The organism is Ruegeria sp. (assembly GCF_965199275.1).
Taxonomy (GTDB): domain Bacteria; phylum Pseudomonadota; class Alphaproteobacteria; order Rhodobacterales; family Rhodobacteraceae; genus Ruegeria.
The window spans coordinates 1-21,835 of record NZ_CBDAQX010000028.1; the positions used below are offsets into that span (position 1 = coordinate 1).

At 58.7% G+C, this 21,835-nt stretch carries 24 protein-coding genes, 1 tRNA gene and 2 pseudogenes; 19 read left to right on the forward strand and 8 right to left on the reverse strand.

What is annotated here, in order from left to right; all coding sequences use genetic code 11:
- From ACOERD_RS27215 to ACOERD_RS27240, 6 genes are all read right to left on the reverse strand, one after another.
- Positions 1–245 (reverse strand): hypothetical protein (locus ACOERD_RS27215; RefSeq protein ID WP_419741091.1); only part of this gene is annotated, 245 nt, incomplete at its 3' end.
- A 169-nt stretch (positions 246–414) separates the two neighbouring features.
- Entirely contained in the window at positions 415–1,581 is a 1,167-nt protein-coding gene (locus tag ACOERD_RS27220) for a tyrosine-type recombinase/integrase (RefSeq protein ID WP_419741092.1), read from the reverse strand.
- Between the two features lie 148 nt (positions 1,582–1,729).
- Positions 1,730–1,806: transfer RNA gene (locus tag ACOERD_RS27225), tRNA-Arg, on the reverse strand.
- A gap of 64 nt (positions 1,807–1,870) precedes the next feature.
- On the reverse strand, positions 1,871–3,253 hold the full coding sequence (locus ACOERD_RS27230; RefSeq protein ID WP_419741093.1) for a sensor histidine kinase: 1,383 nt from the start codon (positions 3,251–3,253) through the stop codon (positions 1,871–1,873).
- Positions 3,254–3,271: 18 nt separating this feature from the next.
- On the reverse strand, positions 3,272–4,690 hold the full coding sequence (locus tag ACOERD_RS27235) for a dihydrolipoyl dehydrogenase family protein (RefSeq protein WP_419741094.1): 1,419 nt from the start codon (positions 4,688–4,690) through the stop codon (positions 3,272–3,274).
- A gap of 5 nt (positions 4,691–4,695) precedes the next feature.
- Complete coding sequence (locus ACOERD_RS27240; RefSeq protein WP_170376065.1) at positions 4,696–5,427, reverse strand: TVP38/TMEM64 family protein; 732 nt, start codon at positions 5,425–5,427, stop codon at positions 4,696–4,698.
- Between the two features lie 296 nt (positions 5,428–5,723).
- Here ACOERD_RS27240 and rpmH point away from each other — a divergent pair, with 296 nt between their 5' ends.
- Genes rpmH through yidD form a run of 3 tightly spaced genes read left to right on the forward strand, consistent with a single transcriptional unit; the run spans position 5,724 to position 6,543 of the window.
- Positions 5,724–5,858 (forward strand): 50S ribosomal protein L34, encoded by a 135-nt coding sequence (gene rpmH, locus ACOERD_RS27245; protein WP_005980833.1) that lies wholly within the window; start codon positions 5,724–5,726, stop codon positions 5,856–5,858.
- A gap of 26 nt (positions 5,859–5,884) precedes the next feature.
- Positions 5,885–6,310 (forward strand): ribonuclease P protein component, encoded by a 426-nt coding sequence (gene rnpA / locus ACOERD_RS27250; RefSeq protein ID WP_419741180.1) that lies wholly within the window; start codon positions 5,885–5,887, stop codon positions 6,308–6,310.
- A complete protein-coding gene (gene yidD / locus ACOERD_RS27255) occupies positions 6,307–6,543 on the forward strand; it encodes a membrane protein insertion efficiency factor YidD (RefSeq protein WP_419741095.1) in 237 nt (78 codons plus the stop codon). The genes rnpA and yidD overlap by 4 nt, the downstream gene beginning before the upstream one ends.
- Here yidD and ACOERD_RS27260 read toward each other — a convergent pair.
- Complete coding sequence (locus ACOERD_RS27260; RefSeq protein WP_419741096.1) at positions 6,540–7,475, reverse strand: alpha/beta fold hydrolase; 936 nt, start codon at positions 7,473–7,475, stop codon at positions 6,540–6,542. The two genes, yidD and ACOERD_RS27260, sit on opposite strands and share 4 nt — an antisense overlap.
- A 113-nt stretch (positions 7,476–7,588) precedes the next feature.
- Between ACOERD_RS27260 and ttcA the strand changes: the two genes are divergently transcribed.
- The 11 genes and pseudogenes from ttcA (at position 7,589) to ACOERD_RS27315 (ending at position 17,927) form a co-directional block, all read left to right on the forward strand.
- Positions 7,589–8,482 carry a tRNA 2-thiocytidine(32) synthetase TtcA gene (gene ttcA, locus ACOERD_RS27265; protein WP_419741097.1) on the forward strand — a complete coding sequence of 298 codons (894 nt, stop codon included), beginning with the start codon at positions 7,589–7,591 and terminating at the stop codon, positions 8,480–8,482.
- Positions 8,483–8,548: 66 nt separating this feature from the next.
- Positions 8,549–10,084 carry a putative bifunctional diguanylate cyclase/phosphodiesterase gene (locus ACOERD_RS27270; RefSeq protein ID WP_419741098.1) on the forward strand — a complete coding sequence of 512 codons (1,536 nt, stop codon included), beginning with the start codon at positions 8,549–8,551 and terminating at the stop codon, positions 10,082–10,084.
- A 126-nt stretch (positions 10,085–10,210) separates the two neighbouring features.
- Entirely contained in the window at positions 10,211–12,040 is a 1,830-nt protein-coding gene (gene yidC / locus ACOERD_RS27275; RefSeq protein ID WP_419741099.1) for a membrane protein insertase YidC, read from the forward strand.
- Positions 12,037–12,774, forward strand: coding sequence for an MOSC domain-containing protein (locus tag ACOERD_RS27280; RefSeq protein ID WP_419741100.1), 738 nt, complete (start codon positions 12,037–12,039; stop codon positions 12,772–12,774). Before yidC ends, ACOERD_RS27280 begins: the two co-directional genes overlap by 4 nt.
- Complete coding sequence (gene yihA / locus ACOERD_RS27285) at positions 12,771–13,424, forward strand: ribosome biogenesis GTP-binding protein YihA/YsxC (RefSeq protein ID WP_419741101.1); 654 nt, start codon at positions 12,771–12,773, stop codon at positions 13,422–13,424. Before ACOERD_RS27280 ends, yihA begins: the two co-directional genes overlap by 4 nt.
- Positions 13,421–13,789, forward strand: coding sequence for a DUF2946 domain-containing protein (locus ACOERD_RS27290; RefSeq protein WP_419741102.1), 369 nt, complete (start codon positions 13,421–13,423; stop codon positions 13,787–13,789). Before yihA ends, ACOERD_RS27290 begins: the two co-directional genes overlap by 4 nt.
- A 71-nt stretch (positions 13,790–13,860) precedes the next feature.
- A pseudogene (locus ACOERD_RS27295) lies at positions 13,861–14,964 on the forward strand (PepSY-associated TM helix domain-containing protein); the annotation flags it as partial.
- 77 nt (positions 14,965–15,041) lie between these two features.
- Positions 15,042–16,223, forward strand: coding sequence for an ISNCY family transposase (locus ACOERD_RS27300; protein WP_419737631.1), 1,182 nt, complete (start codon positions 15,042–15,044; stop codon positions 16,221–16,223).
- Positions 16,224–16,366: 143 nt separating this feature from the next.
- On the forward strand, positions 16,367–16,681 hold the full coding sequence (locus ACOERD_RS27305; protein WP_419741103.1) for a PepSY domain-containing protein: 315 nt from the start codon (positions 16,367–16,369) through the stop codon (positions 16,679–16,681).
- Between the two features lie 115 nt (positions 16,682–16,796).
- Complete coding sequence (gene argB / locus ACOERD_RS27310; protein WP_170375950.1) at positions 16,797–17,660, forward strand: acetylglutamate kinase; 864 nt, start codon at positions 16,797–16,799, stop codon at positions 17,658–17,660.
- Between the two features lie 18 nt (positions 17,661–17,678).
- Positions 17,679–17,927, forward strand: a complete 249-nt coding sequence (locus ACOERD_RS27315; protein ID WP_419741104.1) for a hypothetical protein — start codon at positions 17,679–17,681, stop codon at positions 17,925–17,927.
- Between the two features lie 6 nt (positions 17,928–17,933).
- On the opposite strand, the gene ACOERD_RS27320 is transcribed toward ACOERD_RS27315, so the two are convergent.
- A complete protein-coding gene (locus tag ACOERD_RS27320) occupies positions 17,934–19,676 on the reverse strand; it encodes an IS1634 family transposase (protein WP_419737624.1) in 1,743 nt (580 codons plus the stop codon).
- On the opposite strand from ACOERD_RS27320, the gene ACOERD_RS27325 reads away from it, so the two are divergent.
- The 5 genes and pseudogenes from ACOERD_RS27325 to ACOERD_RS27345 all read left to right on the forward strand — a co-directional run bounded on the left by ACOERD_RS27325 (position 19,669) and on the right by ACOERD_RS27345 (position 21,833).
- Positions 19,669–20,106, forward strand: a complete 438-nt coding sequence (locus ACOERD_RS27325) for a hypothetical protein (protein ID WP_419741105.1) — start codon at positions 19,669–19,671, stop codon at positions 20,104–20,106. The genes ACOERD_RS27320 and ACOERD_RS27325 overlap by 8 nt on opposite strands.
- Positions 20,107–20,412: 306 nt before the next feature.
- Positions 20,413–20,568 (forward strand): annotated as a pseudogene (locus ACOERD_RS27330) (SixA phosphatase family protein); the annotation flags it as partial.
- 104 nt (positions 20,569–20,672) lie between these two features.
- Positions 20,673–21,083 carry an IS66-like element accessory protein TnpA gene (gene tnpA / locus ACOERD_RS27335; protein WP_419737609.1) on the forward strand — a complete coding sequence of 137 codons (411 nt, stop codon included), beginning with the start codon at positions 20,673–20,675 and terminating at the stop codon, positions 21,081–21,083.
- Positions 21,080–21,433 carry an IS66 family insertion sequence element accessory protein TnpB gene (gene tnpB, locus ACOERD_RS27340; RefSeq protein ID WP_419737608.1) on the forward strand — a complete coding sequence of 118 codons (354 nt, stop codon included), beginning with the start codon at positions 21,080–21,082 and terminating at the stop codon, positions 21,431–21,433. Before tnpA ends, tnpB begins: the two co-directional genes overlap by 4 nt.
- A 55-nt stretch (positions 21,434–21,488) precedes the next feature.
- On the forward strand, positions 21,489–21,833 hold the full coding sequence (locus tag ACOERD_RS27345) for a hypothetical protein (protein WP_419741106.1): 345 nt from the start codon (positions 21,489–21,491) through the stop codon (positions 21,831–21,833).
- Positions 21,834–21,835: the final 2 nt, after the last annotated feature.

Here is a 21,835-nt window from a genome sequence, read left to right on the forward strand (position 1 = left end):
CGGAAGTCAGGAAAAAGGTCGGAAGTCAGGTGGTCGATTTCATAGTTTCTTCGACATTGCTCCACGAAAAATTCCCAGAGATCATTTGTGGAAAATTGAAAGAAATTCATCTCCCACCATTTGGGCGCTGAACTAACCTGTCTTTCTTCCAAAATCTCGTTCAACAGGTGGATGCGAACTTGATCTGGCAGCTCGTCGAAACCAATCCGGTCGAGTTCGGCATTCGCATCGGAAGGTAAATTCATTCGAGTTTCGAATAACCAGTCCTTCGATTTCCTACCAATTGGAACTGGTTTCTTTTTTACCCTCGCCATGAACGAATGGGTTAAGTTCATAGGAAAGAACTCTGTTTAGCCGTTCAATTTCTTCTTCCGTAAAACGTTCCAATAAACTCGTTTCCTCCGATCATGGTCGTTAGCAAATGAACCAGCACCAGCGCTCAATCAATTCGCGCCGCCTTTCCAACAAATCCGACCGTGCATAAGCCCGCTCCACATCGGACCCAACCTGATGAGCCAAAGCCGCCTCCGCCAGTTCGCGCGGCGCGTTCGCCGCCTCTGCCGCCCAGTCCCGAAACGAACTGCGGAAACCATGCACGGTAACGCCATCCTGCCGCATCCGGCGCAGCAGCATCAGCATGGACATGTTTGACAAGGGCTGATGCCGCTTTTGCCCCTCGAACACATAGTCAGAGGCCAGCGCACGCAGCGGCTCCAGAATGGCCAGCATTTCGTCAGTGAGGGGCACGCGGTGGACTTGCCCGCCTTTCATGCGCTCCGATGGTATGGTCCACAGGCGCGCATCAACATCGACCTCGGGCCACTTCATCTCCAGGACCTCTGAGGTCCGGCAGGCGGTCAGAATGGTGAACTGCAGCGCCTTGGCGGCCATAGCTGAGCGGGTATGCAACTCGGCATAGAACGCGGGGACCTCCTGCCACGGCATCGCGTCGTGGTGTTGGACCTTGGCTTTGACGGCGGGCAGCACTTTGCCTTCGCGGATAGCGGTCACCGGGTTCTCGCCCGATCGGAAGCCTTTGGACTTTGCCACATCGAGCACCGTCTTGATCCGCTGCGACAGCCGCTTTGCGGTTTCATGTTTATCGGTCCAGATCGGGGACAGGCACATTAACACTTCGGGCTGATCAATGCTGTCGACTGGCATGCGCCCGATCTTTGGGAACGCATAGTCGCGCAGGGTGTTGAGCCACTGCTGCCCATGCTTGGCATTCTTCCATGTTGGCAGGCGGTCGATGTGGACCTGTCGGCTGAGCTCCTCGAAAGTTGGGATTTCGCGCTGGGCATTGAACCGAGGGTTCAGCCCTGACTTTGCCATTCGTCGATACTCGAGAGCTCTTTCGCGGGCTTGATTCAGAGTGACAACATCAGCGCCACCCAACCCAAAATCCGTGCGCAGAGGAGCGCCCTTGCGGTTCTTCTGCCCTTTGACGGTTACGCGCACGATCCAGCGCCGTGCACCCGATGGATCAACAACAAGATACAGACCAGAACCGTCGCCATGCCGACCCGGGCCAAGATTTTCTACCAGCTTCTTTGTCAGCTTCCCGCTGAGCGCAGCCATGAAAATACCACAAAATATACCACTCAATGAAAGTATACGGGTATGATCGGATAAAATCCAACGAAACCAGCCAACGCGGCGATAGCCATAAAACACATAGGTTTAAGCAACCTAGTGTATCTCATTGAGATTTGGGAAAATCACCAAGTGGCGGACCGAGGAGGATTCGAACCCCCGACCCCTTGATTCGTAGTCAAGTACTCTATCCAGCTGAGCTATCGGTCCGCGTTGGTGAGGCGCTGTTTAGACCCGGTGCGGGGGACGTGCAAGACGATTCTGCAAAAAATCATTAAAAAGTTAGATCGCCGCGTGGAAGGCTTATTTCGAAGGTTGTACCGGTGGGTCCGGTCTCTTTCAGCACGAGATCTCCACCATGTCCGCGCACCAGTTCCTGTGAAATCGCAAGCCCAAGGCCCGAACCGCCCTTGCGCACGCCACCTTGGAATGGCGTGAACAGATTCTCGCGGGCTTTGGGCGGCAGACCGGGGCCGCTATCGCGGATTTCAATGCACCAGCTGGCCTCCATGGCGCAGCCGGTGACAGTGACGCGCCCGGGTTTGCCTGAGGAGACCAGAGCCTGCCGGGCATTGCGCACAAGGTTCATGATCACGCGGAAGAGCTGCTCTGGGTCTGCGCGCACAACCAGATCCTCGGGCACTTCGTTCACGATTTCGACGCAGGCATCGGCGACAGCCAGCTGCTCGCTTGCGGCAACATCCTCGGCGATGTCGCGGACGCGCACCATGGTCAGGGTCGGCGCAGGCTCTTCCGCGCGGCCAAAGGCAAGGGTGCTTTCACACAGCGAAACCGCGCGAGTGATCGAGTTGACCAGCTTGGGCGCCATGCGGCGGACAAGGGGGTCATCGCTGGCTTCGATCCGATCCGTAAACAACTGCGCCGAGGTCAGGATATTGCGCAGGTCATGGCTGACCTTGGCGACAGCGCCACCCAGTTGCGCCAGACGTTCGCGTTGTTTCAAAGCCTGCGTCAGGTCGGTCTGCAGCATCTTTAAAGCCTCTTCCGCCTCACGTAATTCGGTGACCTTGGAGTTGGGAGTGATGATGCCACGCGCATCCTCGGGCGCGCTGGCATAGCGTTGCATATAGCCGACGACGCTTTTGATCGGACGCACCAGCACGACGCGCACCGCAAGGAACAGGAAGAAGGCCGTGATGATCGAAATAACGAAGGACAGACCCAGAATGCGCAGCCCGTAGTCGACCATCGCCATGCGCAAGGGCATGCTGTCTATAGTCACCTCGATCAACAGACCGGCCCCTTTGACCGGCTCACCGATCACGCGGATGACTTCATTCTCGGTGGTGAAAATCCGGTTCATTGCGTCGCGGATCAGGATCCACGGGCCAGCATCGCGAAGGTCATAGGTGTTGGTGATCTGTTCCGGGATCGGCGATGACAGCATCAGCTGCCGCACCTCATCGCGCCGCAGGACAACGTTGTAGACACCCGCATTTGCCAGCAGCTCGGCCTCAAGATCGTCAGCGAGCATGTCATCGGCCAGCAGCGCCAAAGACGCGATCTGCGCGCGCTCCAGCCGGTTCAGCAGGAAGTCTTCTCGGAAACGCGCGATGGACGGCACAAAGATCAGGACCTCGGCCAACATCACGAAGACCGTCGTCAGGATCAGAAATCGGCCGGACAGCGAGTTCAATTGGCGCTCCTCTTCCGGTCAGGGGATCCAGCGTTGCACGAACCTGACCACGCGTTTAACCGTCTGATTCTCAAACAGCCTTGGCGAGAAATAAGCCCCCGCCACACGTTTGTTAAGCTCTCCGATCGTCGGATAGGGCGAAACCATCGCGGCGATCTGCCCCATCTTCAGGTTATTGGCCAGCGCAAGGGACCACAAGTTGATCAGCTCTCCGGCCTGATGGCCCACGATTGTCGCGCCCACGGGGCGTCCTTTCACGACCATGACCTTGATGAACCCTTTTGTCTTTCGCTCGGATATGGCGCGGTCATTATGATGGTAGTCGAACCGGGCGACCTCCGTCGCGTCGCCATGCTGGTCGCGGGCCTGCGCCTCGGTCAAGCCAACCTGAGCCAGTTCGGGGTCCGTATAGGTGGCCCAGGGGATATGCGCTGTCTTGGCCTTTGACGGCAGGCCAAACAGGGCCGAGCGAATGATGATGCCCGCATGGTACGCCGCCACATGGGTAAATTGCAGACCACCTGCCACATCGCCGATGGCATAGACCTTGCGGTTGGTCGTGCGCAGGGCGTCATCCACCTTGATCCCTGTGCGTGTTCGGTCGATCCCGGCGGCCTCGAGGTTCAGGCGTTCGACATTGGCCTTGCGTCCGGCTGCCATCAGCAGGTGGGTACCGGCAAAGATGTCTCCGTTCTGGGTGACGACCTCGACCGCGCCAGCCGAGCCTCGGATTTGTGCGACCATGGCTTGTTCCTGAATGTCGACGCCTTCGGCCCGCAGGGTCTCCAGAATAAGGGCCGCTGCCTCGGGATCATCCTTGCCCAGCGCCTTTGCGCCTTCGATCACGGTGACCTTGCAGCCCAGCCGGATATGGGCCTGCGCCATCTCCATCCCGATGGGACCACCGCCGATAATCAACAGGTGGTCGGGCTTCTCCTTCAGATCAAAGATGGTTTCATTCGTGTAGAACGGCACCGAGTCCAGCCCCGGGATCGGAGGCACAAGCGGCGATGATCCGGTGGCGATGACAACCCGCCGGGCGGTGATCACGTTCTCACCCGCCTGCACCTGTGTCGGCGACAGGAAGGTGCCAAATTCGCGGATCACCTTGACGCCAAACCCTTCGAACCGTTCCTGACTGTCCATCGGCTCGATCTGAGCGATGACGCCCTGCACGTGATCCTTGGCTGCCGCATAGTCCACTTGCGGCACAACATCGGCCACGCCAAAGGGCGCTGAATGGGCCTGCCCATAAGCCATCTTGCCACTGGCGATCAGGGCCTTGGAGGGGACACAGCCAAAGTTCAGGCAATCCCCGCCCATCTTGTGGCCTTCCAGCAGGATCACATCGGCCCCCATCTGCGCCGCCCCTGCCGCAACCGACAAACCGCCCGACCCGGCGCCGATGACCAGGATATCTGTTTTCAGCTCTTTCATGGAATTCAGGCGTCCTTTTTCCCGCGCAGGGCTTTGATCAGAATGGGCAGAGCAGCCAATACGCACAAGCCTATGATCGGACCGATAACAAAAGGTTCCCAAAGCAGCGAAACATCCGGCGTTTCGCCGCGATCAAAGACACCGCCCAGGCCAACGCCGATCCAAGTGTAGACAATCCCGCCCGGAATGATGCCCAGCGCCGTCGTGAACAAGAAGTTGCGGAATTTCACGCCCACCAGAGCCGGAACCAGATTGGCCACAAAGAACGGAACCACGGGCACAAGACGCAGCAGAAACAGGACCGAGATTTCGTTCTCGCGCAGGCCGTCCTTGAGTTTCTTGATGGTCCCTTCCGAGGATTCGAGCCGCGCCGTCAGCGACTCACCCAAGCCCCAGCGCGCGGCCAGAAAGATGGCGGATGCGCCGATCGTGGCCGCGAACACGTTGAACGCGGTGCCTGCGAACAGGCCGAACAGGAACCCACCGGTCATCGAGGCGACGGCGGCCCCGGGCAGAGAGAACGCCACAATCACGATATAGATCCCAACGAAAGCTGCGGCCATGGCCCAGTAATACTCATCCCGCCAGGCCAACAGGGCCTCGCGATTGTCGCGCAGGGTTTCAAAACTCAGGTAGTCCCCAAGGGTGAAGAACCCCACCGCGGCAACGGTCAGGATCACAAGCAATGGAATATGGCGCGCAAACCCGCTGCGCGGTGCTTGGGTCGTTTCGCTCATCTGGCTGTCCGGCTTTGGTTGATTCATTCTGACCCCAACATGCGCTTCCCTGTGGTCCTGCAACAGGCCCCTCACGCGGCCTTGAACTCTGTGGCCGCGAATGTGAGGGTTCGGGGCGCAAAAAACCGGATTCTGAAATCTTTTGACCGGCCAGGTTACAGAATTGTTGCAAAAGGCGCGAAAACCCGTGCCTTGGGGTTTGACTTACCCCCCGCTTGGCAGTAGAGGACGGGCTTCGAACATTCGGGCTAGGCGAATCCGCGCCGCACCCACCGCTTTAGATTGGAGACGGAGCGATGAAACGCACCTATCAGCCTTCGAACCTGGTTCGCAAACGCCGCCACGGTTTCCGCGCGCGCATGGCCACCAAAGCCGGTCGCAAAATCCTGAACGCGCGCCGTGCACGCGGCCGCAAATCGCTGAGCGCGTAAACCGCCTCACCGATCAGGTTATGAACATGACGCCGCCGGAGGCCCCTGAGGATGGTATCAACCAACCGAGGGTCAAGCCCCCGGCGGCGTCCGTTTGCGCGCCCAAACCTCTGACCGTTCTCAAGAATCGTTCTGATTTCCTGAAAGCGGCAAAGGCGCGTCGGCAAGGCACATCCTCGATGATGGTGCAGGCGCGCAGGCGCGCTTCGGACGAGGGCGCAGGCATTCGCGTCGGGTTTACGTGTTCCAAAAAGGTCGGCAATGCGGTGTCCCGCAACCGCGCCAAGCGCCGCCTGCGCGAAGCCGCCCGTGCCGTACTACCCAAGCAGGGGCATGACGGCTGGGACTATGTCCTGATCGGCCGCGCCGAGGTCACCGCCGGGCGGGCGTATGACGCCATGCTCGACGATCTGCGCTATGCGCTGCGCAAAATCCATGCCCCTCGCAAATGACCCTGCTGGCGGGCATATTCGCCCTGCCCGTGCGCGCATACCGGTTGGTTTTCAGCCCGTGGGTCGGATTCAATTGTCGCTACCAACCAACATGCTCAACCTATGCGCTCGAAGCGCTTGAGAAACACGGCGCGATCAAGGGCGCGTGGCTGGCCGCCCGTAGAATCGGGCGCTGCCACCCATTGGGTGGTACGGGGTATGACCCGGTGCCCGAAAAATCGGAAGACGATTAGACCAGCGCCAGATTCCCTCGGTCCGTGAACCTTCGGGTCGGGATAACTTCACGATCCAATTTACCCAGCAGAGTGTGGAGCAAATCCTCGTAGAATCGTGGCGAGTCGAAATACCAGCTGTGGCTGGCGGATGGCCCATCCGGGTAATCCGCGCGATTGTCATTGAAGAACTTGCCGCAATACAGGTTAACCGCCTTTTCAGGATGGTCCGAGGGCATACCCACCCGCCCTAATCTGCGCGAAACGCCCACGCGCTTGACCTCAGAGATCGAAAGAACCTCATCAAACGGGCTGTAGTAGCAGGTCAGCCTCGTACACCGCCGCATCAAGGATGAGGTCTTGGCGCTGCCCTCGCGGAAAGATTTGGCCGAGACATCCGCCGCGACAAAGGCGATCTGGCTGGTGGTCCAGCTGTGTTGGGCGATCTCATGGTCGTCATCGGCATAGTCCATGGCCTCGCGCACCAGAAACGTCCCCATCGAATGCGCCAGAACGTGAACATTGTGGGGGCAATCCGGGGTCTGCATTTTGGACAAACGTCTGATCCCGTCATTGAACAGCTTATCCGCCGAGCGACGCGCATCGGCTCTGTCCGAGCTATAGCCCAAGACGGATCCATCGCTTGGCCAGTCAAAGCTGACGATCACACCTTTGAAACCGTGGGCCTCAAGCCCTTTGCGGATCTTGCGGTGCCGCTCCAACATCTCGAACTGCTCGGTGTTGAAACCATGCACGAAAAAGACGATGTGGCCCTTTTCATGATCCGTCGCCCCGGCGGCCTGCTGCACCTTGTCCAGCCAGTCCGAGATTCGGATTTCATGTTTGCGCGCCGGTGTCTTTACGTTGGACGGTATTGCTAGGTAGCGCGCCTTGCCCAGTTTGTTTGAATAGTGATTGCCGCTGCGTCCGCGGACGGTAAAGAAATAGTCCAATTTAAACTCCGTCGATAAATCCGCAGAGCATAGCACAGGCGGCGCTTTCCCCAAAAACTGGCCCGGGTTCACGACACCTTGCCCGCGCGCATCCTGCGCTGTAATCACGGTCCATGTTTGATGAAGCCGACGATATCCATCCGCTGTTTGCTGGCGCGCCCTCGACAACCGAGTTCAAGAAGCTGCGCAAACGCATCGTGCGCCAGACCCGTGAGGCGATCGAGCAGTACGGGATGATCGACCCGTCCGCCCATGACAAGGATGGCAAGCCGCCACGCTGGCTGGTCTGCCTGTCGGGCGGCAAGGACAGCTACACCCTGCTTGCCATTCTCTATGAGCTGAGATGGCGTGGGTTGCTGCCGGTCGATTTGCTGGCCTGCAATCTGGATCAGGGACAGCCGGGCTTTCCCGCCACCGTCCTGCCCGAGTTTCTGGAGCGGATGGGCGTTCCTCATCGGATCGAGTATCAGGACACCTATTCCGTTGTGATGGACAAGGTTCCCCAAGGCCGGACCTATTGCGCCCTGTGTTCGCGCCTGCGCCGGGGCAACCTGTATCGCATCGCGCGGGAAGAGGGATGCTCGGCCGTGGTGCTGGGCCATCACCGCGATGACATTCTGGAAACCTTCTTCATGAACCTGTTCCACGGCGGGCGTCTGGCAACCATGCCGCCCAAACTGGTCAATGAAGAGGGCGACCTGTTCGTCTTCCGCCCGCTGGCCCATGTGGCCGAGGCCGATTGCGAGAAATTCGCCAAGGCGATGAACTATCCGATCATTCCCTGCGATCTTTGCGGCAGTCAGGATGGTTTGCAACGCCAGCAGGTCAAACAGATTCTTGATCAGTGGGAAAAGAACAGCCCCGGCCGCCGTCAGGTTATGTTCCGCGCGCTGACCAACGCCCGCCCCTCCCATTTGCTGGACCCAAAATTGTTCGACTTTTCAGGGCTTTCCCTGGATCTTGCCAAAAAAGACGAAAATTCTGCTGAAATTCCGCAGTTGCGTTAACGTCTGACTCAGACTGGTTTCCTACCGTTCACCTTGAGCGTTTGATGCCCAAGGCCCGGAATAGCTATGCGGAAACTTCCTGATTTTGACCGTTTTCTCCGTCCTGTAATCTCTGCCCTCAGCGGGCCATCTGCACTGGCCTTTCTGCCAGCGCTCAGCCTTGGGGCGTTTTGGCTAGGGGGCGAACGCGCGCTTGTCAGTGTGACGCTTGGGGTACCTTTGATGTTCGCAGTAGCTGGGATTGTGAACAATCAGTCGAAAGCGCGCGCTGGGCAGGAAATCGGTGGTATGCTGCCAAACGAACAGTTTAATCTGGCCTTGGCAAAAAAGCTTGAAATCGCGTTTCAGCAAGAGGCTGGCGCAGCTTGCATCGCCATTGCGATCGACGGTTTTCCCGAGGTTGCGGATATTCACGGTCAGGCCGCCGCCGATCACATCCACCAGCAATTCTGCAGCCGCGTTCTTTCGATGATCCGCGACGATGACATTGCGATGTTGGTCGAAGACGACGGCCTGATGATCGGTCTGCATCCGTCGCAGCAGCTGGACCTCGAGGCCTGCATTCAGATGTCCGGGCGCATCCAGTCTGCGGTGGAAGAGCCGATCATGCTCAATGGAATCGGTCTCTACCTGACTTGTTCGATTGGGTTCAGCCTGAACAAAACTATCTCTGGCGACACGGTTGCAGACTGGAAAGCCGCCAGCACCGATGCGCTGACCGAGGCACAGCGCTGTGGGCCCTCGACGATTCGGGCCTATTCCTCCGAGACCCGGCGCAGGTCACTGGTCCGAAGCAATCTGCGCAAGGAGTTCGAGGCGGCACTGGATCATGGCGATATCCGCCCGTGGTTCCAACCACAGGTATCCACGGATACCGGCCGCGTTACGGGTTTTGAGGCGCTGGCCCGGTGGGAACATCCGCAAAAAGGTGTACTGAGTCCTCAAGTCTTCCTGCCCTTCGCCGAACAAGCCGATTTGATGGAGCGTTTGGGTCAGGCCATCCGGCACCACGCCTTCACCGCCATGCGGGCGTGGGACAGGGCGCGCGTTATTGTGCCGCGTATGGGCGTCAACTTCTCCTCGGATGAGCTGCGTGCACCGGGCTTGATCGACCGCCTCAAATGGGAGCTAGATCAATTCGACCTGACCCCCGACAGGCTGACTGTCGAAGTGTTAGAGACCGTCTTTTCCCGCCGCCCCGACGACGTGATCACCCGCAATGTCACCGGCCTTGCAGCTTTGGGGTGCTTTATTGATCTGGATGATTTCGGCACCGGCCATGCTTCGATCGCGTCGATCAAACGGTTCAACGTTTCGCGGATCAAGATAGACCGCTCATTCGTGGCGAAATCCGATCAGGACCCCAGTCAGCAACAGATGGCCAGCGCCATCCTGACCATGGCCGAACGCTTGGATCTCGAGACGCTGGCAGAAGGGGTCGAAACACCGGGGGAACATGCCCTGATGGCCCAGCTTGGATGTGATCACGTGCAGGGCTTTGGTATCGGCAAGCCAATGCCCTTCGAAAAGACGCTGGACTGGATGGCCGCGCATAACGGCAAGATGAATGGGGTTCCGAAAATCGGACGCCAAACCGGCTGAATTCCGTGAAAGATTGGCCTGGAATGCCAAGGCGCGACGAATTTGCAGCCGATTCCGCTTGACCTTTGGGCCCGCACTCTATTGAACCCTGCGGGTGTCTTTCACTGCTCAAGGTGGCTGTCCCAGATGGACGATCAGAACAAGAATCTCATCCTTGCAACCGCGCTCAGCTTTCTCGTGATCCTGGTCTGGTTCGTGTTGTTCCCTCCGCCGGAACCCACGCCCGGAACGGAACAGACCAAGATAGCGGCAACCGAAGGGTCAGAGATTCAAACGCCCAGCGCAAGCGGCACCGGAACGGTTGGCGAGGCAACCGCGACCGCGGAAGAGGCTCAGCCCGAAGAGCAGGCCCCGCGCGTTGCGATTGATACGCCCCGCCTGAAAGGTAGCCTGTCGCTGTCGGGTGGCCGCATTGATGAGCTGTTCTTGAAGGACTACAAAGTCTCGCTTGAGGAAAACGCACCGATCGTCGAACTTCTGGCCCCTGTCGGGTCGGACTCGGCCTATTACGCCCTCTATGGCTGGGCCCCCGGATCCGGCGTGAGCGGCACAGACGTTCCCGGCCCCAACACCCTTTGGACCCTTGAGCAGGGCGAGACATTGGGCGTGGACACCCCCATCACTCTGGCGTGGGACAACGGCAACGGCCTGACCTTCCGCCGCACAGTCTCGGTGGACGAAAACTACATGTTCTCGGTGACCCAATCGGTCGAAAACGCCACCGGCGCCGAGGTCAGCATGGCCCCTTACGGCATTCTGGCCCGCCATGGCATTGGCGAAGACGGCGATCTGCCGGGCCTCAAGAATTTCTTCATCCTGCATGAAGGCGTGATTGGAATGGCCGACGGAACCTTGACCGAGGTCGACTATGGTGATGTCCGCGACTTTGACATCGACCCGAACGAACGCGCTCAGGCCGAGGTCTACCAAGTCAAAGAGGACGGCTGGATCGGCTTCACCGATCACTACTGGATGACAACACTGATCCCCGAGCCCGGATCGGCCTTCAAAGCAGCCGCAAAATACGACTCGCGACGCAAAATCTATCAGACCGAAACCGTGCTTCCGACCCTCACCGTGGCTCCCGGTGCGACGGAAGAGGTCAGCACCCGCCTGTTCGCGGGCGCCAAGGAATGGGAAGCCATTCGGGAGTACCAATCCGAGGGCGTTCAGAAATTCATCGACAGCATCGACTGGGGTTGGTTCTTCTTCCTGACGAAACCGATTTTCTGGCTGCTGCACAATATCAATCTTCTGATCGGCAACATGGGTTGGTCCATCATCGGCCTGACGCTGATCATCAAGGCGATCCTGTTCCCACTGGCGTTCAAATCCTACGTCTCGATGGCGAAGATGAAGGAGCTTCAGCCGCAGATGGAAGCCTTGAAAGAGGCTGCGGGCGACGACCGCCAGAAGATGCAGCAGGGCATGATGGAGCTGTACAAGAAGGAAAAGGTAAACCCCGCCGCGGGCTGTTTGCCGATCCTGATGCAGATCCCGATCTTCTTCTCTCTGTATAAGGTGATTTTCGTCACCATCGAACTGCGTCAGGCCCCGTGGTTTGGTCCGTTCCAGGACCTCAGCGCGCCGGACCCGACCTCGATCTACAACTTGTTTGGCTTGTTGCCTTGGGCCGCACCCGCGCCCGAAAGTTTCCTTGCGCTGATCTTTATCGGGATCCTGCCCCTGCTGCTGGGTATCTCGATGTGGCTACAGCAAAAGCTGAACCCGGCGCCAACCGATCCGACACAGGCGATGATCTTTGCCTGGATGCCGTGGGTCTTCATGTTCATGCTGGGCGGGTTTGCCAGCGGTCTGGTGGTTTACTGGATTGCCAACAACACCATCACCTTCACCCAGCAGTATCTGATCATGCGCAGCCAAGGATATAAGCCGGACGTGTTCGGCAACATCAAGTCCGGCTTCAAGCGCACGCCGAAGACGGACGGCAAATGAGCGGGCAGGTCTCAGCCATCTGGCGGCACCCGATCAAGAGCCATGGGCGAGAAGCCCTGACCGAGATCACTGTACTCCCCGGGCAGACCATGCCCGGGGATCGTGTTTGGGCCGTCGCGCATGAGGCTGCCAGGACCGACGGCTCGGAATGGGCACCCTGCGTAAATTTCAGCCGCGGTGCGAAGGCGCCCAAGCTGATGGCAATCTCGGCCGAATCCCACGGCGACAGCGTGACCCTTCGCCACCCTGATCGTCCGGATCTGAGCTTTGCACCCGATACGCAGCAGGACGTGTTTTTGGAGTGGGTCAAACCACTGATGCCTGCGGATCGCGCAGCATCGGCGCGGATCGTGCGTGTGCCCGGTCGGGGAATGACCGACAGTGATTTCCCTTCGATCAGCCTGTGCAACATGGCCAGCCACCGCGCGGTCGAACAGAAGCTGGGCCGTGAGCTCTCACCCATCCGCTGGCGCGGCAATATCTGGTTCGATGGCCTGCCCCTGTGGGAGGAGTTCGATTGGCTCGGGCGTGAAGTTCAGATTGGACAGGCCGTGTTCCACGTGCGCGAACGGATCACGCGCTGTCTGGCGACCACTGCCAACCCCAACACGGGAGAGCGGGATGCGGACACGCTTGGTGCCCTGAACAGTTGGGACCATCAGGATTTCGGCGTTTATGCCGAGGTGATCCGAGGCGGTGAAATCCGCATTTACGACAAGGTTCAACTGCTATGAGCACCCTGCCCTTCCCTCTCGCCGAAGATCCCGACGAGTTCGCGCTGGAGCGTGGGCGCAAGCTGTTTGCAGGTGAATCCGAGTTCGTCAAAGGCGTCGTCGCGATGAACGGCCTGCCCGCCCCCGACCGGCTTGAGGTCTGTTTTGCCGGACGTTCGAACGTGGGGAAATCCAGCCTGATCAACGCGCTGACTGGTACAAAGGGTCTGGCACGTGCCTCGAACACTCCAGGCCGCACGCAAGAGATCAACTTTTTCACCCAAGGTCCTGAGCTGTATCTGGTGGACCTGCCCGGCTATGGCTACGCCAATGCTCCGGTCAAGGTAGTTGAGAAATGGCAGCGACTGCTAAAACAGTATCTCAGCGGGCGGCAAACCCTGCGTCGGGCCTTCGTTCTGATTGATGCGCGCCATGGGGTGAAGCCTGTGGATGACGAGATCATGAAGCTGCTGGACACCAGCGCCGTGACCTTTCAATGCGTAATGACCAAGGCCGACAAGGTGAAGGCCAACGACCGCGAGAAAGTGCTGAACCAAGTGCGTACAGCCCTGTCCAAGCACCCCGCCGCTTACCCTGAGATCGTTCTGACATCCTCGGAAAAAGGGGATGGGGTGCCAACGCTCCGCTCAATCATCGCCCATCTGGAATGACCCTGATCCTGCGCGTCTTTGGTGTCCTGACCCTGCTTGCACTGCTCGCGACCAGTGCAATTCCGCAGGGCTGGATGCCGGCGCAAGGCAATGACGGTAAGATCCTACTGGTGCTTTGCACCGGTGAGGGAACGGTCGAGCAATGGGTCAATCTGGACCCGGACGATCCAATCCATGATGAGCATGACACGCGCTCCATGTGCCCTTTTGCGGGGCTCACTGCGGATGCCAATCTCCCTGGATTTGAGTTGATCATTCCAGCGGATTTCCAATTGCAGCCGCGCTGGGATCAATCTGATTTCACCCATCGCAGTGCAGGATTTTACGCCCGCTATGATGCGCGGGGACCACCCCGCTTCTCCTGAAAAACAGCGAAACCTTGTTTTTACCCTGCGCGCACCTGCGCGCGAGGGATGTCTGTATATGGAGATTTCAAATGGCAATGGATAGCCAAACTTCGGGCACAGCCCCGACGCAGAATACAACTGCGCAAAAATTCTACTTTGCCGCGTGGCGGTGGCACTTTTACGCCGGGATTTTCGTAATCCCGTTTCTGATCATCCTCGCCGTCACCGGTTTGATGATGATGTTCATAACCCAGTTTGACGGGCGCGATGGCGAGAAAATCGCCGTCACGGTCGAAGGCAAAGCCCTGCCCGTCTCGCAACAGGCCGAAGTCGCTTTGGCCGAGGTTCCCGGGCAGGTCGTCGAATGGATCGGCCCCAAGGCCGAGGATCTGGCCACCGTCTTCCGCATCAAAACCGATGAAGGCCAACGCTTGGTCGCGGTTGACCCCTACGCCGGTCAGGTTCTGGAAATCTGGGATCGCCGCGCCGGATGGTATGATCTGGCGGACAATATCCACTCGACCCTCCTGATCGGTACCACTGGGGACCGCATCCTTGAAATCGCGGCAGGATTGAGCCTCGTTCTGGTGTTCACCGGCCTTTATCTATGGTGGCCACGCAGCAATGCGATGGCGGCATTTGTGCCCAACCTCAAGGCGCGAGGGCGCGCGTTGTGGAAGTCCTTGCACGCAGTGGTCGGCTTCTGGATGTCGCTCTTGCTGGTCGTCTTCCTTGTCTCGGGCCTGTCTTGGGCCGGGGTCTGGGGCGGTATGATCGTTCAACCCTGGAGCAGCTTTCCAGCCGAGAAGTGGGACAACGTACCCTTGTCGGATGAAACCCACGCCAGCATGAACCACGGTCATCAGAACGACGTGCCTTGGGCGCTGGAGCAAACGCCCATGCCTGCCTCCGGCTCTGACGCCGGCATTGAGGGCGTGCCTGACGGGACTGTGATCGATATCGACGCCCTAGTCGCTTTGGGGACGGCATTGGGTATGAGCGGGCGATTCCGCGTGGCCTATCCGGGCGGAGAGGATGGCGTCTGGACGCTCAACCGCGACAGCATGAGCAGCGACTCGACCGATCCCGTGAACGACCGAACTGTCCATGTCGACCAATACACCGGCAAAATCCTGGCCGATGTACGGTATACGGACTATTCGCTGATGGGCAAATCCATGGCCGTTGGGATTGTCGCTAACACGCGATATGTCCGGTGTATGTAACATGCGATCTGTCCGGTTCTATTCTGTCTCTGAGAGGAGGCGTTATGAACCGAGCAGAAGTGTTACAGGAAGTTCGACTGATGAAGTTTGAAGATGTGTATTCGCGGCGAAGCGCGAACAAGCTGACGCAAGAACAGGCGGCTGAGATACTGGGTGTATCCGTGCGCACCGTCAGGCGTTGGGAGGATCGATTTGAGGCGGATGGTGCAGAAGGTCTGTACGACCGTCGGCTTGGCAAACTGGCCAACAATCGTGTTGCCACGGATAAGGTCATGGAGATGCTTGAACTGTTTGATACCAAGTACTGGGATTACACGCCGAAGCATTTCCACGAGAAGCTGGTGGCCCACCATGGTTTCACACAGAGCTACAACTGGGTGCGGCTTACACTGCAGCGCCACGGCCGGGTTCAGGCAGCACCCCGACGAGGTGCCCATCGGCGCAAGCGGCCCCGCCGTCCGATGGTTGGCATGATGTTGCATCAGGACGGCTCCAGCCATGAATGGGTTCCGGGTCAGTGGTGGGATCTGATCGTCACCATGGACGATGCCACCAACCGGGTTTATTCGGCATTCTTTGTCGAGGAAGAAGGGACGATGAGCAGTTTTCAGGGGCTGACAGAGGTGATCGAGGCGCAAGGTCTGTTTTGCTCGCTCTATGCCGATCGGGGCTCTCATTACTGGCATACGCCCGAAGCGGGCGGCAAAGTGGACAAGGACAATCTGACCCAGGTCGGGCGCGCCTTGCAGCAACTCGGCATTGAGCTGATCCCGGCCTATTCACCGCAGGCCCGTGGACGGTCTGAACGCATGTTTGGCACGTTCCAGAACCGATTGCCGCAGGAACTGCGGTCCCATGGGATCACAACCATTGAAGAGGCCAATCAGTTCCTGAAAGAGGTCTATCTTCCCGAACACAATGCCCTGTTTGCAAAGGAGCCGGAGGATACGACCTCGGCCTTCGTGCCGTTTACAGGCAATGTGCGCGACACCCTGTGTGTGCAGGAAGACCGCGTCGTCGGCAACGACAATACGGTGCGCTACAAGGGCCTGGTCATGCAGATCGCGGCAGACAGGCACCGTCATCATTTCGTCAAGGCGAAGGTCAGGGTCCACGAATACCCCGATGGTCAACTGGTCATCTTCCACGGCCCGAGATGCATTGGCCGCTACCAGCCTGACGGATCACCCATCACACAGGAGGATAGCAAACACAAAGTCGCGTGACCCGCTTCGACGTGGCGCGAACGCGGTGGCCCAAATCTACGGTCGCCTACGGCTCCCTCCGAATTGGGCCACCGCGCAATCAACTGAAGCGGACAATTGGCATGTTACCTACACCGGACAATTCAGAATGTTCTCGACAATCCATGGCCGTTGGGATCCCATTCCATATGGGGTTGATGGGCACGTGGAACTTCATTCTCAACGTGGTGTTCTGCCTATCGGTGATCTTCGTCTGCGTCTCGGGCGTGGTGATGTGGGTCAAGCGCCGCCCGCAAAAGGCGCGTCGTCTGGCGGCTCCACCGATGCCTGCGGAATTGCCGCTGTGGAAAGGCGCGGTCCTGATCGGGCTATTCACAGCTATGGCTTTCCCGCTGGTAGGGCTGACCTTACTGGTTGTACTGGTCTTCGACTTGCTGATCCTCAGCAATATTCCCGCGATGAAACGCGCGATGAGCTGATCTGAACAGGGGCCGCGCCAACCCGGCGCGGCCCCCATAGCCTGCATTTGCAGCGGTATGGTCTTGGCAGCCCGGTCCAAACGCCCTAACAGGGTGGATCAGAGGACTGACAGCCATGAAGACACGAGACATGAACCGGGATTGGATCGCCACCGCCGCAACCCTGAACAGCGCGTTGCCCTATTTGCAGCGCTACGATGGCGCGATTGTCGTCATCAAACTGGGCGGCCATGCCATGGGCAGCGATGAGGCGATGGATAGCTTTGCCCGCGACGTGGTGCTGATGCGGCAGGTCGGTGTGAATCCGGTGATCGTGCATGGCGGCGGACCGATGATTAACGCGATGCTCAAACAGCTGGACATCCAGTCAGAGTTTGTGGGCGGCAAACGCGTCACCGACAAAGCGACGGTCGAAGTGGTCGAGATGGTCCTGTCCGGCCTTGTGAACAAGCGGATCGTACAGGCGATCAACCGCCAGGGCGGCACCGCTGTGGGCCTGTCGGGCAAGGACGCCAACCTGATGACCTGCGAACAGACCGATCCTTCGCTGGGCTTTGTGGGGTCTCCGTCGAAGATGGACCCCAAGGTTCTGCACGACCTGTTCTCACATGACGTGATCCCGGTCATCGCGCCACTAGGCGCGGGCACCGAAGGAGAGACCTTTAACGTAAACGGCGACACAGCTGCGGGGGCTATCGCCTCGGCTTTAAAAGCCGACCGCCTGCTGCTGCTGACGGATGTCTCGGGCGTCAAGAACGCCGCTGGCGACGTGGTGACCGAGCTGAAGGCCGGTCAGATCCGCGAAATGACTCTGGAAGGCACCATTGCCGGTGGTATGATCCCAAAGACCGAAACCGCGCTGGATGCGCTGCATAGTGGAGTGCGCGCGGTGGTTATTCTGGACGGGCGCGCGCCCAACGCGGTCCTGCTGGAGCTGTTCACCGAACACGGTGCCGGGTCGTTGATACGCCCCGACTAATTCCAAACCGGAGGAGATATGACCCAAAAGCCCGCCTCCTCTCACAACATTTATGACCGTGTCGAACACGCAGCGCAGCGGGTTGGGCTGATCGTCATGGGTGCGCTGCACCCGCGTCAGGTTCAAGCGAAACAACTGGATGGCGGAACGCTGATCCTTTTCCTGACTTCCGACATTTTTTCGTATAAGTCATTGATATTATTATGCCTTGGTTGCCAAAAGGCACTACACGGACTTTTTTCGCCAGCGATTGTTTCGGAGTGTTGAGGGAGCTCAGGCTTTGGTCTGGCCAGTTTTTCGGGTGCGCCCGGGGGGTATCTTGAAAGGGGCTTCGTTCCAGGTCAGGCCGACGCAGGTGAGGATGCGTCTGGCATCGACCGTGGCATGGCTTGGCATGCCGTAGCGGTCAGGGGTGCCTTTGTGGCGCAGGATCGAGAGCTGCAATGCGTTCAACTCGTTGCGGATACGAGCCGGGCTCATCGGGTGTCCGAGCAGGTCCAGATGCTTGCGCAGGTGCTGCAGGCAGCAGAAGGCCATGTAGCAGATGGCGATATGGGCCCGGACCCGACGCGGCGACCAGTGATAGATGGGCCGGATTTTCAGATCGTGCTTGTTGGTGCGGAAGCAGGCTTCGATCTCCCACAACTGGTGATAGCGGGCAATGACGTCCTGTGCCTCCAGTTCGTCCGCACCATGAACAACAATGGCATGCAGCCCGTCCCATTGTGCCGCTGCCTTGATCTTTGCATCATCCAGCGTGACGTCCCCGCTGTCGGGGAAGGCCAGGAAGCGGCCATATCCCCGGCTGCTGAAGCTGCCGGGTTTGCGAGAGCGCTTGAGCTTCTTGTGCAGCTTTTCGATTGCCTTGTCGCGCTTGTGGGCATCATTGCGTGCCCGGGTGGGTGACCAGGTCACAATGACCCGCGCTCCCTCCTGGTCGATCACCTTGTACCAGCCCTTCTCGGTTGCCTCTTCAGAACCGTGTCCAGCCCAAGGCTGGCGTCCCTCCGGGCTCAAAATGTTCGCCTTCACGGCGGCCGGGGCGGACTTCATGCGATAGCCGAGGATGTAGGGCAGACCCTTGTTCTGCAACATCTGCTGGTTGTCCTTGCTGAGCATGGCGGCATCGGCCACGAACGTGACCCTGGCCACGTCGAAGCGTCCCTCCAACGCCTTCAGCGCAGCTTCCAGCGTATGACCTTCCCAGGTGTTTCCCGGGAAGAGTTCATAGCCCACAGGCAGCCCATCGGAGGTGACGATCAGCGCCAGCATGACCTGAGCGCGGTGATGCTTGCCATCCTTGCTGAAGCCCTTGGCCAGAAGATGATCCTGCTCGACCCCGTCCGCATCCTCGGCCGGGTCCTCGCGCTCGGTGTCAAAGGCCAGGGTCGTGCAATCGTAGAACAGCACGGTCACTGGCCCGCCCAGCAACTTCTCTGCCGCCGCGTGAGAGGTTTTGCAAATCCCGTCTATCACCGGCGTATTGATGTAATCCATGCTCCGATAGACCACGTCCAGATTGAGCGTGATGCCTGCCTGGTTCTCCAACGCCTCCACGGTCGCGCGCTTGCTCTCGGGCTGTGCGATCCGCGCCATAACCAGCTCTTTCACAATGCGATTGGCACTTTTACGCGCCGCCCCCAGAAGGGCCCCCCAACCCAGTTGGTCATACATCGTCCCCATGACATCCCGCAGACCCAGAGAGACCCGCGCCTCCTCACGGCACTCGGCAAGATCAACGCCAAGCTTGTCCGGCCGCGGAGCGCGGCGCACCAGCGCCTGCAGATCGGCATATTCCGTGGGCGTGAACAGTTCCATTTGCGGCGAGCGATCAATGCGTAATTGCTCCATCAAGCGGCCCGCCAGACGCTTGATATCCTCAATCTCGCTGTCGTTATGGGCCACACCCACATGGCGCAGGATCTTCTGGCGTACCTTGGAGCCGGTGCGGACGGATTCAACGATCTGGATCCGTGTGCGGTTGAGCTTTGCGTCATGTTTGGTGCGGATGAACATGGGCGAAGAGGTTAGCCATCTGAAGGCCCATGTCAATACTTTTTATAATAATGGGGCACTACAACGCGCCTCTGAGCAACCACACCTGAAAACAAACCAAAAACCCAGTCAGATCAACAAAAAGGTCGGAAGTCAGGATCGTCATGGGTGCGCTGCACCCGCGTCAGGTTCAAGCGAAACAACTGGATGGCGGAACGCTGATCCTTTTCGGCGCAGGGCCCGAGTTCTGGCCCCAGTTGAAAGCCGCGCCGGAATGGCAGGGCAAGGACCCGGTAGATCGTTGGTCACTCCGTGTGGTTGGGCAATTGGCCCAGGACTTCGGTGCCGAGGCACATTTTCCCTTCGGCGGCCCTCCCTACGCGCCATTCATCGACTGGGCGTTGAAATCAGGGCGGACCTTCAGCAGCCCGGTGGGCGCTCTGGTACATGACCAGATGGGCATGATGATCTCACTGCGCGGCGCGCTTCATTTCGCCGATGAATTCCCGATCCCCCTGGCAACCGCCCCTTCGCCATGCACCTCATGCGCAGCGCCTTGCACACAAACCTGCCCTGTGGGGGCGCTGAATGATCAGAGCTTTTACAATGTCGAGGCCTGCCACAACCACCTCGCCACGCCCGAGGGGCAGATCTGCATGACCGGAGGATGCCTCGCGCGCCTCTCCTGCCCTGTCAGCGCCCGCGCAGGCCGAGACCCGGACCAATCCGCACATCATATGAGGGCCTTTCATCCGTCATGACACACACACTGATCCTGACCCGCCACGCCAAGTCCAGCTGGGATGATCCCAACCTCAGTGATCATGAGCGACCACTGAACAAACGTGGGCGAGCGTCAGCCCCGGCGATTGGATCTTGGCTCAAGAATAATGGCTGGGTCCCGGATGAGCTGTAAGCGTAACGAGGTGCTCACCCATTTTTTGCCTCGCGCGCTAGCCCCTGCGCTGTCAGATTTTCCTTATCGTAACAGGGATAAGGATTTTCTCCATGGAGTCGATGACGGAGTTCCTCCGCTCGTTGGGCGTTGAGTATCAAGTTGATGGCCGTCGCCGATGGTCGCATGATGCGAAGGCATACATTGTTGCCGAGACTTTGAAGCCGGGGGCGACGGTAAAAGCTGTGGCTGGTAAATTCGGGGTCAATGCGAACCGATTGTCGGAATGGCGTTGTCTGGCAAAAGATGGGAAACTGGTGCTTCCAGCTCCGGAGCCTGATGAACATGTTGAGTTTGCGCCCGTGGTTCTTTGTGACGGTGATGAGGCAAGTGTTCAGCCGCAGGTTCGCCCGCCATCGTCACCAGCGGAAAAGGTCGAGATCGTTTTCCGCGGGGTGTCGATCAATTTGGGCACCGATACATCGGCACAGCGAATTGCCGAGATTGCCCGAGCGGTTGGGGTTGTTGAATGATTTTCCCTGCACAGAAGTTGCGCATTCTGGTCAGCACACAGCCGGTGGATTTTCGCAAGGGTCATGATGGCTTATGTGCTCTGGTGCAGTCGGTTCTGCGGGAAGACCCGTTCAGCGGGACGGTGTTCGTATTTCGCGCGAAGCGAACGGATCGGCTGAAGCTGGTTTTTTGGGATGGGTCAGGTCTGGTTATGGCTTATAAGCGTCTGGAAGATACAGACTTCGTCTGGCCTGCTATTCGCGATGGGGTGATGACGCTGAACAGAGCACAGTTTGAGGCGCTTTTTTCTGGTCTGGACTGGCGGAAGGTCAAACCTGTCGAGACGCGGCGGCCAACTGCGGCAGAGTGAATCAGGCGGTTGATTGGGCAGGATTTAGAAGTTCGGGCTGTGTATGCTCGCAGGTATGACTGCCGACTCCAATGGTTTCAATCTTGATGCTCTGCCCGCCGAACATAAAGAGGCTGTTCAGGCCTTTGTCGAGGACAATGCACGTCGGGTTGCCGAGTTGGAGGAACTGACAACCAAGCAGAGCGCCTGCATATCAGATCAGGGGGCGCACATTGCAGATCAGGCCCAGCAAATATCGGATCAAGATCGGCAGATAACGGGTCAAGACCAACAGATTGCAGAGCAAAACGCTTTCCTGACTTCCGACATTTTTTCGTATAAGTCATTGATATTATTATGCCTTGGTTGGCAAAAGGCACTACACGGACTTTTTTCGCCAGCGATTGTTTCGGAGTGTTGAGG